The organism is Ruegeria sp. TASC047, assembly GCF_059612445.1.
In genome coordinates, this window is sequence record NZ_JBXWQP010000019.1 from 1 (window position 1) to 13,780 (window position 13,780).

The window sequence follows — 13,780 nt, forward strand, 5'->3', positions numbered from 1 at the left end:
CGCTGACGACCCAGCTCAGACCGGATCGAGCCAAAAAGCTCAGGATCGCGGTCCGACAAGGACTGGGTGAAAAATCCGGTGTCACGAAGATTGGCGTTCATTGGCGCTCCACATGGCTTGGTATAAATCTTGCGGATTTCCTATCGGAAACGCCACATTCGCAAAAGGCTTAAAGCGACGATTTGGCCTGCTGCGGCGTCAAGACTGGCCTATTGGGGAAAGGTATGTTTGTTTCGGAACCAAATGTGCAACACCGGAAACCACAAAACATGAAAAAGAGAATCGCCTTTCTCGCCAGTGAGGTCAAAGTGGCGCAAACAGCGCGTGACATCCTGGTGGCCAAATATGGTAATGTGGCACCTCGGGACGCAGATGTAGTGGTTGCATTGGGCGGCGACGGCTTCATGTTGCACACTTTGTACAATGTGCAGCATCTCGATACTCCGGTCTACGGAATGAATCGCGGCACGATCGGCTTTCTGATGAATGAGTATCACGAAGACGACCTGATGGCGCGGCTGGAGGATGCCGAGGAAGAGGTTATCAACCCGTTGGCCATGCAGGCGATGGACCAATCTGGAAAACTGCACGAGGCGCTGGCGATCAACGAAGTGTCATTGCTGCGCGCCGGTCCTCAGGCAGCAAGGCTCAAGATCAGCGTAGACGGCCGGGTGCGCATGGCCGAACTGGTCTGTGACGGGGCATTGCTTGCCACGCCTGCGGGATCGACCGCCTATAACTATTCCGCGCATGGGCCGATTGTTCCGATTGGCGCTGACGTTCTGGCCCTGACACCCATCGCAGCGTTTCGCCCACGGCGGTGGCGTGGTGCCTTGTTGCCGAAAATGGCGAAAGTCAGGTTCGATGTGGTCGAAGCTGACAAGCGCCCGGTCATCGTGGCCGCCGATTCCGTTTCTTTCCCGGATATCGACTGGGTTGAGATCAGGTCGGAACCAGCCATTGAGCACCGTATCCTTTTCGACCCCGGCCATGGGTTGGAAGAACGTCTAATATCCGAACAATTCACGTAAAATAGGCCATCCCCGAATTTTTCTCACGCCTGTGTGAAGCAGTTCACAGGAATTCCCTTAATGATTGGCTAATGTGAACTTGTCCGGAGAACACGCCAAGGTGGGAGTGAGTGGCCACCTGAACGGTGTTTTCGAATGGTTGCGCAGATTTTGCGCTGGCGAGGGTGGGTGGTGCTACGCTCGTCATCAGAAATCCGGGCTTATTTTAGCAGCTGGACCCCGGGCACAATGACCCGGGGTCTATTTTTTGTTACATGTGATCCCACAGCGGGAAACACATCTGTCCCACGCGATCTTCTATCGCGGCGGCGGCATCCACGGCCAAATCCTCGCGCCAGCGCTGCGCCGCGATCTGTACATTGATAGGTTGAGGACCTTTGGGAAGGTCGGCCAATCGTGACGGAACGCAGGCTGCGGGCAGTCCCAGAAAGTTCATCGCATAGGAATAGACAGCGCATCCCAAAACATCATGCACGCCTTCCGCGCCTTCGGTGTCCCGGTCGGGTTTGAAAAATGGCTGCGGAAGGAAAGGGGACAAAACCAGCGGGTAGTCCTGCATAAACAGGGACCATTCACGGGCATAATGGCTGCGCTTGGCCAGCATCCGAACCAATTCTGTTTCAACGATGGGCGGGAATTCCTGAAAGTAGACATCAAAGATGTCGCGGATGGTTTTGGAACCAGCGGCTTCAATTTCAGATTTCATCAGGGTCAGCACTTCGCCCATCAAGGTCCGATACCCGATCCGGCCACATTCAAAGACATCGGGTGGATCGACCTCTTCAACGTCGTACCCTGCATCGACCAGCGCATCGCGCGCAGTGTCGAGGGCTTTTTCGACCTCGGGGTGCAGCGCATAGCCGAAGGTGTTCTTGGTGAATGCCACCTTGATCGGCTGGTCAAAACGCTCGCCGCGCCAGGGCATTGGTACGTGGAACGGATCCCGCGCATCGGTGGCGATCAGGCTGGGCATGGACAGGTGCAGATCCGCAGTCGACCGGGTGATCAGGCCCTGAACCGACATTGATTGCGCCAGCAATCCGCGTTCGGCCTTCTGACTTGGGTTCCACGCGGGAACGCGCCCCAGCCCCGGTTTCACCGTAACCGCTCCGATAGCGGCTGCCGGAAAGCGCAGGCTGCCGCCAATATCGTTGCCATGGGCCAGCGCACCGAGACCTGCCATCACGGCGGCAGCAGCGCCACCGGATGATCCCCCGGGTGAAATGTGCCGTCCCCACGGGTTGAACGTGCGCCCATGCAGGGGGTTGTCGGTGTCGGCCCTGAAGGAAAACTCGGGCGTATTCGTTCGCCCGATCACAATGGCCCCCGCTTTTTGCAAGTTGCTGACCACCGGCGCGTCATCCGGTGCGATTACGTCCTTCAGCGCAATGACACCGTTGGTGGTGGCGTGGCCTTTCTGATCGACATTCACCTTGATTGTTACCGGAACACCATGCAGCGGGCCGGTCGGCTGACCACGCCCCCGTGCAGCATCTAGCGACTGCGCGCGTTCCAGGGCCTCGGTGCGCAAGTCTTCGACGACCGCGTTCAGCGCGGGGTTCACCGCGTCCATGCGATCAATCGAGGCCTGAACCGCCTCGGTCGCGCTCAGATCGCCGCGTCGGGTCAAGGTGGTCAGCTCTGTGGCGCTGAGACGCCAGATATCGGTATGTGTCATGGGCCCTCACTGTCTTACAGCGACAGTAGGGGCCCAGATTCAGGTTGCAAGGGCGGACATGACATGGGCGGCCTGTGCCGCCCGATGGTTACTTGGCGTAACCAATTGTCTGCAACGCTTCCTTGATCTCATCAAGGATGGCAGGATCATCAATTGTTGCAGGCATTTTGTAGTCCTGACCGTCTGCAATCGACACCATCGTACCACGCAGGATCTTACCGGAACGGGTCTTGGGTAACCTGTCGACGACAACAGCCAGTTTGAAGGCGGCCACCGGCCCGATTTTCTCCCGAACCATTTTGACGACCTCCCGAACCACATCGCCATGATCCCGTGTGGCACCAGCATTCAGGCACAGGAAGCCGACCGGCATCTGCCCCTTAAGCTGGTCCGAAACTCCGATCACCGCGCATTCAGCCACATCGGGGTGGGCAGCCAGCACTTCTTCCATCCCGCCCGTCGACAAGCGATGGCCGGCAACGTTGATGACGTCATCGGTGCGCGCCATGATGTAGAGGTACCCGTCTTCGTCAATCATCCCGGCATCGCCGGTCTCGAAATATCCGGGGAAGTGTTCAAGATAAGATTTCTTGAATCGTGCTTCGGCATTCCACAGTGTTGGCAAGGTGCCTGGGGGCAGGGGCAATTTAACCGCGATGGCACCCAGTTCACCGGCCTTCATCGGGTGACCGCCTTCATCCAGAATTTGCACGTCATAACCCGGCATCGGTTTTGCGGGCGAGCCCAGCTTGACCGGAAGCTCTTCGATACCCAGCGGGTTCCCGGCAATGGCCCAGCCGGTTTCGGTTTGCCACCAATGGTCGATCACCGGAACCTTCAGCGCGTTTTGTGCCCAGATAATTGTGTCAGGGTCGGCGCGTTCGCCTGCCAGATAGAGGGCCTGTAGATGAGACAGATCGTATTTGCCGATCAATTCGCCTTTGGGGTCTTCTCGTTTGACGGCGCGGATGGCCGTAGGTGCGGTGAAGAAGCTTTTGACCTTATGTTCCGAGATCACGCGCCAGAAGGTGCCAGTATCCGGGGTGCCGACCGGCTTGCCCTCGAACACAATTGTGGTGTTTCCATGGATCAGGGGCGCGTAGCAGATATAGGAGTGCCCCACGACCCAGCCCACATCGGAGGCTGCCCAGAACACGTCGCCCGGATCGACGTTATAGACATTCTTCATCGTCCAGTTCAGTGCCACAAGGTGTCCGGCAGTGGGGCGCACGACCCCTTTGGGTGCACCCGTAGTGCCAGAGGTGTACAGGATATAAGCCGGGTCATTGCCATCAACCGGCACGCATTCAGCCGGTTCGACACCGTATTGGAAACCATGCCAGTTGAAATCGCGCCCTTCAATCAACTGGGCGACCTCTTGTTCCCGCTGGAAGATCACACAAAAATCAGGTTTGTGGTTGGCCAGTTCGATCGCACCGTCAAGCAGGGGCTTATAGTGAACCACGCGACCGGGTTCCATCCCACAGGACGCGGCGATGATTGCTTTGGGTTTGGCGTCGTCGATGCGCACGGCCAGTTCGTTGCTGGCAAACCCGCCGAACACGACCGAATGCACGGCGCCGAGGCGGGCACAGGCCAGCATCGCCTCAAGCGCTTCGGGGATCATCGGCATGTAGATGATGACACGGTCGCCTTTCTCGACACCCTTTGCGCGCAGCGCGCCGGCCAGAGTGGCCACGCGGTTGCGAAGCTCGACATAGGATATCTCGCGCTTGGTGTGGGTGATGGGACTGTCATAGATGATGGCAGTTTGTTCACCGCGCCCGTTTTCCACATGACGGTCTACGGCATTCCAACAGGTATTGACCCTCGCGTCGCTGAACCATTCGTACAAGGGCGCATTGTCGTCGAACAGTGCTTTGCTGGGGGCCTTGACCCAATCGATCCCTTTTGCAGCGTTCATCCAGAACGCTTCGGGGTCGGTTTTCCAGCTGTCATAAACGTCCTGATACGCCATCTTGTCCTCCTCACAACGGCTTGGACATTGTGTTAGGTCGCTGAAAACATCCGGGCAAGCGTGACGCATGACGACGCGTCAGTTTATCGCAAAAAATTTGCAGATCAGCGGAATATGACTTGCAAATTTTTGCAAAATTACAGTTCTAGCAGAGTTTTTGCCGCTACAGTGGAAAGATTTGCAAAGTTGCAAACTTTCGTGTGCAAATTTTGCGCCCCTTCGGGAATCAGCTCAACCAGCCATTTTGGCGTAACGTGGCAGCTTGTCCTGAAGGTTCAGCCAGGGCAGGTGGTCGGCGTGGAACACGTGAAACTGTGGCGGCAGGGTCTCCGGGTTGTCCAGCGTTACGGTATAAAGATGAATGTTCACCGTATCGCGCGCTGTGCGATAGGCCATCTGGGTTCCGCATTTGGCGCAAAACAGACGTTCAACCCCTTCCGATGAGCGATAGATCTTTGGTGCCTGACCCAACCATCTGACCGCCTCATGCGGCAGCCCGAAAAAAGCCGTGACCGGCGCGGCGCAGTTTCGCCTGCAATCTGAACAGTGGCAATAACAGCTCCACGCGGCTTGGGCATCGCTTTCCCAATGCACGGCGTTACAGTGGCAATGTCCTTCCATGCGATTCCCCCCCTGTTGGCAGGGGTGCCAGCAAGGCTGCCCCCGGTTAACCGTAATGCGCCACGGGTGTTCCTGCAATCGCCGCCATGTTCAACAGACCGCGCGCGGTGATGGATGGAGTAACAATATGGGCCTTGTTGCCCATGCCCATCAGGATCGGGCCAACTTCAATCCCGTCCGCCTTCATCTTCAGAATATTGCGTACGCCACTGGCAGCATCTGCGTGGGCGAATATCAGAACGTTGGCCGCCCCCTCCAATCGCGACGCTGGGAAGATACGCGCCCGCAGGTCTGCATCCAAAGCCGCATCCAGATTCATTTCGCCTTCGTAGACAAAATCGCGCGGCTGCCGATCAAGGATTTCCAGCGCCGCTCGCAGCCGTTTGCCTGATCCTTCAGCCTGATTGCCGAATTGCGACTGCGAACAGAAGGCAATCTTGGGTTCGATCCCGAACCGGCGAACATGTCGCGCGGCGCCAATGGTGGTTTCGGCCAGTTCTTCCGGCGATGGCAATTGCCGGACATGCGTATCGGCAATGAACAGGGGGCCATCTTCCAGGATCATCAGGGACAAGGCACCATGCGGGCGCAGTTTGCTGTCGTCCAACACCTGTTCGACATAGTTCAGGTGCCAGCGGAATTCACCAAATGTGCCGCAGATCATGCTGTCCGCTTCGCCACGATGCACCATGATCGCACCAATGGCCGTTGTGTTGGTGCGCATGATCGCCTTGGCCAGATCCGGCGTCACACCGCGGCGCTGCATGATCTGGTGGTAGGAAGTCCAGTAATCGTAATAGCGCGGGTCGTTCTCCGGGTTAACGATCTGACAGTCCTTGCCCGGACGAATGGTCAGCCCCAGCTTTTCACATCTGGTTTCGATCACATCGGGTCGCCCGATCAGAATTGGCGTTTCCGTCGTCTCTTCGAGAATGGCCTGCGCGGCCCTCAAAACCCTTTCATCTTCACCCTCGGCAAAAACGATGCGACGGGATGCGACGGCCGCGGCCTCGAACACAGGACGCATCAGAAGGGCTGATTTGAAGACCGACTGGTTGAGCTTTTCCTTATAGGCTTCAAGGTCCTCGATAGGGCGTTTTGCAACACCGCTTTCCATGGCGGCCTTGGCGACCGCCGAGGACACCACGCCCACAAGACGTGGGTCAAATGGTTTTGGGATCAGGTATTCGGGGCCAAAGGTCAGTTGCTCGCCCTTATAGGCAGCCGCCGCCTCGGCGCTTGTGGTCGCGCGCGCCATCTCAGCAATACCATCCACGCAGGCAATCTGCATCGCGTCGTTGATCTCGGTCGCGCCGACATCCAGAGCACCCCGGAAGATAAACGGAAAGCACAGCACGTTATTGACTTGATTGGGAAAATCGCTGCGCCCCGTGGCGATGATTGCGTCTGGTGCTACTGCACGCGCGTCCTCTGGAAGGATTTCCGGCGTCGGGTTGGCCAGGGCGAAGATGATCGGGCGGCTGGCCATTTTCCGGACCATATCAGGCTTCAGAACATTTGGGCCGCTGAGACCCAAAAACAGGTCGGCCCCACCGATCACATCGTCCAGCGTCCGCAAATCCGACTTCTGCTCGAACTGTGACTTGTGCGGGTTCATGTCCTCGGCCCGTCCTTCGTAGACAAGCCCGTGAATGTCGCACAGCCATATGTTTTCACGTTTCACGCCCAGCTTGACCAGCATGGTCAGGCACGCGATCCCGGCAGCCCCGCCGCCGGTCGACACGACTTTGATTTCCTCAAATGACTTTCCGGCTACATGCAGCGCATTCTTGGCCGCAGCCCCGACGACAATGGCGGTTCCATGCTGATCGTCATGGAAAACCGGGATGTTCATACGCTCCCGGCAGAGCTTTTCGACGATGAAGCAATCGGGGGCCTTGATGTCTTCAAGGTTAATGGCGCCAAATGTTGGTTCAAGGGCACAGACGATATCCGCAAGCTTTTCGGGATCGGGTTGATCGACCTCGATATCAAAACAGTCAATACCTGCGAATTTCTTGAAAAGGACGGCCTTGCCTTCCATAACCGGCTTCGACGCGAGTGCTCCGATATTCCCCAGGCCAAGCACCGCGGTGCCGTTTGAAACCACGGCGACAAGATTGCCGCGCGCCGTGTAACGTTCCGCATTGGCTGCATCGGCCTTGATTTCAAGGCTCGCCTCGGCCACGCCGGGCGAATAGGCGCGGGCCAGATCGCGCCCGTTGGCCATCGGTTTGGTAGCCTTGATCTCAAGCTTTCCGGGTTTGGGAAATTCATGATATTCGAGCGCAGCTTGTCGCAGGCTGGGGGTGTCAGACATCGGCGATTCAGCTCCCATTGAGAATTTGATTTAGCCTTAAACTATTTATTTGGACTTGGCTACGCTACGTAACTCTGCCGTGATGTCGCAACCGTGAAACCGGATTGGTATTGTCTGAGTTCATTTTCACCTTTTCACATTGTGACGACCAAGATCACTCTGGCAAGGCCGTTGTGACATTCAGAACTGATGACCCGGCTGGTAACGAACGAGAGATCAGTAGGTTGTATGTTGGTTGCAGCGGTGTTGGGCGGTTGTCGTCACCCAGATTTGGTCGAGTTCACAGTGCTGAACGGCGGAGTTTTACCTGTGATTATTGAAATGCGCTTCTTCGTTATGGAAGAAATGCCGGGGATGTTCTTTTCGGTTGGCATTTTGACCTCTGTTCTGATCGGATGGCCAAAGTTGCAATTCGAAGAGAATACTGATGACCAAGACATCCGATCTGGCGAAAACGCATGCTGAAATTCGCCTGCCCACACAGGAAATTCGCGACGACATCCTCTTCTACACGAAGAAACTGGGGATGAAGATGGACATGATTTATCCCGCTGACGATCCACGCGTCGCGGTGTTTTCGGGGCATGGCGTGCGGTTGCGCATTGAAAAAGACGCACCGGAAAGCCCAGGAACATTGCGTATCCTGACGGATAATCCGTCAGATTTCGCCGGTGGTGAACGCGTTCTGGTGGCCCCGAATGGCACCCGGATCGAAGTTGAAGAACGAAATCCGCCACTGGTGATGCCAGAGACCGTGCATTCCTTTGTCGTGCGCAGGCTCAAGGATCAGGCCCCCTGGATCATCGGTCGGGCCGGGATGCACTATCGCGATCTGGTGCCGGATCGGTTGGGTGGGTCGATTATTGCCAGCCATATCCGCATTCCCGATGGTGGGCCGGTTCCGGACATGGTGCATTTTCACAAGGTCGGGTTTCAGTTGATCTTTTGCATCCATGGCTGGGTGGATGTGGTCTATGAAGATCAGGGCGAGAAAATGCGTCTGACAGCGGGGGACTGCTTTATTCAACCTCCGGAAATCCGGCACCGCGTTCTCGAAGCTTCTGATAATGTTCAGGTCATCGAGATCGGAGTGCCGGCTGAGCATGTCACAGAGATCGACCATGACATGACACTTCCCACTCCGCACATCCGCCCGGACCGCGAATGGCAGGGGCAACGCTTTGTCTATAATCAGGCCAAGGGTGCCGAGTGGATGCCCTTCCGCCTGCCGGGGTACATCTGCCGCGACACCACGATTGCCGAGAACACCAAGGGTGTCGCTGGGGTGCAGGTTGTGCGCAAAGGATCGGGTGATCCGGAATGGGCCAGCCATGACACCGACATTCACTTTACCTTTGTGATGGGTGGAGAGGTCACCCTGGAAGGAGAGGGGCGCGATCCCTACCGGCTGGAGCAAGGGGATGCTTTTGTCATCCCACCTGGGATGCGCACACGGTTGTCCGAGCCAACAGACAATATCGAATTGTTGGAAGTCACCTTACCCGGTACCTTCAACACAACGCTGAGTTAAGCGAAAAACATGGGTCAGGGGCTTCAAATTCCCCGCCTTAATACGTTAGCGTGCAAATTTCTGACCAGATGATCAAAAATGAGGATTCGCCATGTCGCTGAAAGACGCTGCCTTGTCTGTCCGGGAAAACGCCTACGCGCCATATTCGAACTTCAAAGTTGGCGCAGCGCTTCGGTCTTCTTCGGGTCATGTCTTTTCCGGGTGCAACGTCGAGAATGTGGCCTATCCCGAGGGGACCTGCGCGGAAGCAGGTGCAATTGCCGCAATGGTGGCCGCGGGCGAGCAGGAACTGACCGAGGTCTACGTGGTTGCCTCCAGCCCTCAGCCTGTGCCGCCTTGCGGTGGATGCCGTCAGAAGCTGGCCGAGTTTGGCAAGCGCGATGTAAAGGTTACTCTGGCAACGGTCGATGGTGCGGAGTTTGAGACAACCATCGGAGATTTGCTGCCGGGTGCGTTCGACGCGTCGCACATGGAGGATGTCTGAACGCATGGACGCCCGTTCAATCATAGCCAAACTGCGCAGGCACGAAGTCCCAGGCCGCGACGAGCTGATCTGGTTCGCGCAAGGGTTGGCAGACGGCAGCGTCAGCGATGCGCAGGCCGGGGCGTTTGCCATGGCCGTCTGTATGGGCGGGCTGGGTCCTCAGGGGCGTGCGGACTTGACGATTGCGATGCGCGATAGCGGCGATGTTCTCGGTTGGGATGTGGACGGGCCGGTGATCGACAAGCACTCGACCGGTGGGGTCGGGGACTGCGTCAGCCTTGTGCTGGCTCCGGCGCTAGCGGAATGTGGTGCGTATGTGCCGATGATCTCGGGCCGCGGATTGGGGCACACGGGTGGAACATTGGACAAGCTCGAGGCGATTCCGGGTGTCAGCACTCAGATCAGTCAGGATCGACTTGCGCAGATATTGCGCGAAACGGGTGCGGCTATCGTCGGCGCGACGGGCCAGATTGCACCGGCGGACAAGCGGCTTTATGCAGTTCGGGACGTGACGGCGACGGTCGAAAGTCTGGATCTGATCACAGCGTCGATCCTGTCCAAAAAGCTGGCGGCCAGCCCGGATGCGTTGGTTCTTGACGTCAAGGTCGGCAGCGGTGCCTTTATGAAAACAATTGAGGATGCCCGCAGGCTGGCCACAGCATTGACCGAGACTGCGAACGCGGCTGGGTGCCGGACTTCGGCGGTGATCACGGACATGAACCAGCCTTTGGCCCCGGCGCTGGGCAATGCACTGGAGGTCGCGGAAGTGATGAAGGTTCTGACCGGTCCTGGCGCTTCGCCATTGGTGGACATTTCTGCCGAGTTGGGCGGCGTCCTGCTGGCCGATGCAGGCATGTGCATCTCGGTCGAGGAGGGGCGTGAGCAGATCGCCAAGATCATCCGTGACGGTCGCGCTGCCGAACGGTTTGGCCTTATGATGGCAGCGGTTGGTGGTCCTGTGAAATTTGTCGATACCTGGACCCGTTTCCTACCTGAGGCGAGCGTTATTCAGGAGGTTCCTGCCCCCGAAGACGGTTACATCTCCGCCATCGACGGAGAGGCTCTGGGCCTTGCGGTCGTCGCACTGGGTGGCGGCCGCCAGGTCGAAAGTGATGAGATCGATCCTGCAGTAGGAATATCCAACATCCTCAGGCTGGGTGATCGTGTTTCAAAAGGTTCACCCATTGCCGTGGTCCACGCTGCACGGGAAGACGCTGCACGGCGGGCAGCGGAAACTGTGCTGAGTGCGATGACAATCAGCGATACAGTTCCAAAGCTGCCCGATCTGATCCACGAAAGGATCAGCGTATGAGCCGAGCGTTTCTTGTCGTCATGGATTCCGTCGGAATAGGCGGGGCACCTGATGCAGACCGGTTTTTCAACGGTGATGTTCCGGATGCCGGGGCAAACACGCTGGCCCATATCGCCCAAGCCTGCGCGGAAGGCCGCGCAGTAGATGGGCGCACCGGCCCGTTGCACCTGCCTAACCTGGACGCGCTGGGTTTGGGCGCGGCTGTGCGGCTGGCGTCTGGAGACGCCACTCCGGGCCTCGATGCCGAACCTGCTGGACTATGGGGCTGCGCGCGTGAGCATTCGCCGGGTAAGGACACGCCCTCGGGCCACTGGGAACTGGCGGGCCTGCCGGTGCCTTGGGATTGGCAACACTTTCCAAACACGGTTCCGGCTTTTCCAGCGGAACTGAGCCGCGCGGCAGCCGAAGCTGCCGGGACCGAAGGCATTCTTGGTGACTGCCACGCGTCGGGGACAGCGATCATAGCCGAACTGGGTGCCGAACATATGCGCACCGGTTGGCCGATCTGCTACACATCCGCTGACAGTGTGTTTCAGATCGCGGCCCATGAGGAAAGCTTTGGGCTTGAGCGGTTGCTGGACATGTGCCGCGCGCTTGCTCCGCGATTGCACCAGATGAAAGTGGGGCGTGTCATCGCGCGCCCCTTTGTCGGTACGCCTGAGACGGGGTTCGACCGGACGACCAATCGCAAGGATTTCGCCATTCTGCCCCCGGCACCGGTGCTGACCAACTGGGTGCAGGATGCAGGGCGACGGGTTCATGCAGTGGGCAAGATCGGCGACATCTTCTCGATGCAGGGGATCGACACGCTGCGCAAAGGGTCGGATGCCCAGCTGATGCAGCACCTGTCTGATCTTGTGGACGAGGCGGAAGAGGGCAGTCTGACCTTCGCCAACTTTGTCGAATTTGACAGCCTTTATGGGCATCGCCGCGACATCAGCGGCTATGCCCGAGCGTTGGAATGGTTCGACCGCGAGATCGGGGATATTCTGAAGAAGCTGCACCCAGGCGATCTGTTGCTGTTAACAGCTGATCATGGCAATGACCCAAGCTGGACCGGAACTGATCACACCCGTGAACAGGTTCCGGTTCTGATTGCGGGGCAGGGTGCGGGGCAGATCGGGCAAGTAGATTTTGCCGATATCGCCGCCAGCATTGCCCACCATCTGAACATTCCGGCGCAAGGGCCGGGAAGGAACTTTTTATGAGCGTTGCAGACCTGCCCAAAATTGAACTGCATCTTCACCACGAAGGCGCGGCACCTCCGGCCTTCATCCGCCAGCTTGCCCACGAAAAACGCGTTGACCTGAGCGGTATCTTCAAGCCAGACGGATCTTATGATTTTCGTGATTTCGCGCATTTCCTGAGCGTGTACGAAGCCGCTTGCGAAGTTCTGAAAACGCCCGAAGACTTCCGAAGGCTCACATTGGCCATTCTTGAGGAAAGCGCTGAAAATGGCGTGGCTTATTCCGAGACCTTCCTCAGCCCTGATTTTTGCGGCGGTAGCGACCTGCATGCGTGGCGGGATTATCTGAATGCCATTCAGGATGCGGCAGACGAAGCCGAGCGTAAATTCGATATCACCTTGCGCGGCGTCGTTACCTGTGTCCGCCATTTTGGTCCCGAACAAGCCAGGCGGAGTGCCCATTGTGCGGCCGAGACCGCCGGAAACTGGGTCACCGGTTTCGGCATGGGCGGAAACGAAGCCATTGGCACGCAGGGCGACTTCAAATGGTCGTTCGATTGCGCCCGCGAAGCCGGGCTGCGCCTGACCACGCATGCGGGTGAGTTTGGTGGCCCTGACAGTGTGCGCGACGCTGTGCGCGATCTGGGGGTTGAGCGTATCGGGCACGGCGTCCGCGCCATCGAAGACCTTGATCTTGTTCGTGAACTGGTTGACCGGGAAATCACGCTTGAGGTGTGTCCGGGTTCGAATGTGGTTCTTGGCCTTTTCCCGGATTTTGCCGCCCATCCCATCGCGAAACTGCGCGATGCGGGCGTAAGGGTTACGATCTCCACCGACGACCCCCCGTTTTTTCACACGACCATGCGGCGGGAATATGAGATGTTGAACGCGGCTTTCGGCTGGGAGGCCGGGGATTTTGCGGCATTGAATGAGATGGCCCTGAATGCGGCCTTCTGCGATGATGACACCCGCGCGCGGGTCAAGAAAAGACTGGAGAACACATGAGCGAACACCTTACTGTCGTCGATCACCCGCTGGTGCAACACAAGCTGACGCTCATGCGGGACAAGGGCACCTCGACCGCCGGATTCCGGCAGTTGTTGCGTGAAATCACATTGCTGCTGGCCTACGAGGTCACGCGCGACATTCCCCTTACCACGCGCAATATCGAAACGCCGATGGAAGAAATGGACGCCCCCATACTGGCAGGTAAGAAAATGGCGCTGGTGTCGATCCTTCGCGCCGGAAACGGGATGCTGGACGGGGTGCTTGAACTTGTACCTTCAGCACGCGTCGGTTTCGTGGGGCTGTATCGCGACGAAGAAACGCTGAAACCCGTACAGTATTATTTCAAGGCACCAGAGAGCCTGAAGGACCGTTTGGTCATTGCTGTGGATCCGATGCTGGCGACCGGCAACAGCTCGGCCGCGGCCATTGACCTGCTGAAACAGGCCGGGGCGACGGATATTCGCTTTCTGTGCCTGTTGGCGGCACCCGAAGGTGTCGCGAGGATGAAGGAAGCACACCCTGACGTGCGTATCGTCACGGCAGCGCTGGACCGCGAGTTGAACTCGAAAGGTTACATCATGCCCGGTCTGGGGGATGCCGGTGACCGGATGTTCGGAACCAAGTGATCCGG

Annotated in this window: 12 protein-coding genes; 8 read left to right on the forward strand and 4 right to left on the reverse strand. The window is 57.9% G+C overall.

Features of this window, described 5'->3' with window-relative positions; genetic code table 11:
• Positions 1-224 precede the first annotated feature (224 nt).
• Positions 225-1,031 carry an NAD kinase gene (locus tag AC2FLO_RS02500; RefSeq protein WP_496751235.1) on the forward strand — a complete coding sequence of 269 codons (807 nt, stop codon included), beginning with the start codon at positions 225-227 and terminating at the stop codon, positions 1,029-1,031.
• Between the two features lie 250 nt (positions 1,032-1,281).
• Here AC2FLO_RS02500 and AC2FLO_RS02505 read toward each other — a convergent pair whose 3' ends face one another.
• The 4 genes from AC2FLO_RS02505 to AC2FLO_RS02520 form a co-directional block, all read right to left on the reverse strand.
• Positions 1,282-2,709 carry an amidase family protein gene (locus AC2FLO_RS02505; RefSeq protein ID WP_496751236.1) on the reverse strand — a complete coding sequence of 476 codons (1,428 nt, stop codon included), beginning with the start codon at positions 2,707-2,709 and terminating at the stop codon, positions 1,282-1,284.
• An 88-nt stretch (positions 2,710-2,797) separates the two neighbouring features.
• Positions 2,798-4,687: a propionate-CoA ligase PrpE gene (prpE, locus tag AC2FLO_RS02510; protein ID WP_496751237.1), complete on the reverse strand. Its 1,890-nt coding sequence runs from the start codon at positions 4,685-4,687 to the stop codon at positions 2,798-2,800.
• A 231-nt stretch (positions 4,688-4,918) separates the two neighbouring features.
• Positions 4,919-5,308, reverse strand: coding sequence for a GFA family protein (locus tag AC2FLO_RS02515; protein ID WP_496751238.1), 390 nt, complete (start codon positions 5,306-5,308; stop codon positions 4,919-4,921).
• 46 nt (positions 5,309-5,354) lie between these two features.
• Complete coding sequence (locus AC2FLO_RS02520) at positions 5,355-7,628, reverse strand: NADP-dependent malic enzyme (RefSeq protein ID WP_496751239.1); 2,274 nt, start codon at positions 7,626-7,628, stop codon at positions 5,355-5,357.
• A gap of 189 nt (positions 7,629-7,817) precedes the next feature.
• Between AC2FLO_RS02520 and AC2FLO_RS02525 the strand changes: the two genes are divergently transcribed.
• The 7 genes from AC2FLO_RS02525 to upp all read left to right on the forward strand — a co-directional run bounded on the left by AC2FLO_RS02525 (position 7,818) and on the right by upp (position 13,775).
• Positions 7,818-8,093, forward strand: coding sequence for a hypothetical protein (locus tag AC2FLO_RS02525; protein ID WP_496751240.1), 276 nt, complete (start codon positions 7,818-7,820; stop codon positions 8,091-8,093).
• Positions 8,056-9,159, forward strand: coding sequence for a cupin domain-containing protein (locus AC2FLO_RS02530; protein ID WP_496751241.1), 1,104 nt, complete (start codon positions 8,056-8,058; stop codon positions 9,157-9,159). The genes AC2FLO_RS02525 and AC2FLO_RS02530 overlap by 38 nt, the downstream gene beginning before the upstream one ends.
• Before the next feature lie 91 nt (positions 9,160-9,250).
• On the forward strand, positions 9,251-9,643 hold the full coding sequence (locus AC2FLO_RS02535) for a cytidine deaminase (protein WP_267365809.1): 393 nt from the start codon (positions 9,251-9,253) through the stop codon (positions 9,641-9,643).
• A gap of 4 nt (positions 9,644-9,647) precedes the next feature.
• Entirely contained in the window at positions 9,648-10,955 is a 1,308-nt protein-coding gene (locus AC2FLO_RS02540) for a thymidine phosphorylase (RefSeq protein WP_496751242.1), read from the forward strand.
• Positions 10,952-12,163 carry a phosphopentomutase gene (locus tag AC2FLO_RS02545; protein WP_496751243.1) on the forward strand — a complete coding sequence of 404 codons (1,212 nt, stop codon included), beginning with the start codon at positions 10,952-10,954 and terminating at the stop codon, positions 12,161-12,163. The genes AC2FLO_RS02540 and AC2FLO_RS02545 overlap by 4 nt, the downstream gene beginning before the upstream one ends.
• Complete coding sequence (locus AC2FLO_RS02550; protein WP_496751244.1) at positions 12,160-13,146, forward strand: adenosine deaminase; 987 nt, start codon at positions 12,160-12,162, stop codon at positions 13,144-13,146. Before AC2FLO_RS02545 ends, AC2FLO_RS02550 begins: the two co-directional genes overlap by 4 nt.
• Positions 13,143-13,775: a uracil phosphoribosyltransferase gene (gene upp, locus AC2FLO_RS02555; RefSeq protein WP_480484262.1), complete on the forward strand. Its 633-nt coding sequence runs from the start codon at positions 13,143-13,145 to the stop codon at positions 13,773-13,775. The genes AC2FLO_RS02550 and upp overlap by 4 nt, the downstream gene beginning before the upstream one ends.
• Positions 13,776-13,780: the final 5 nt, after the last annotated feature.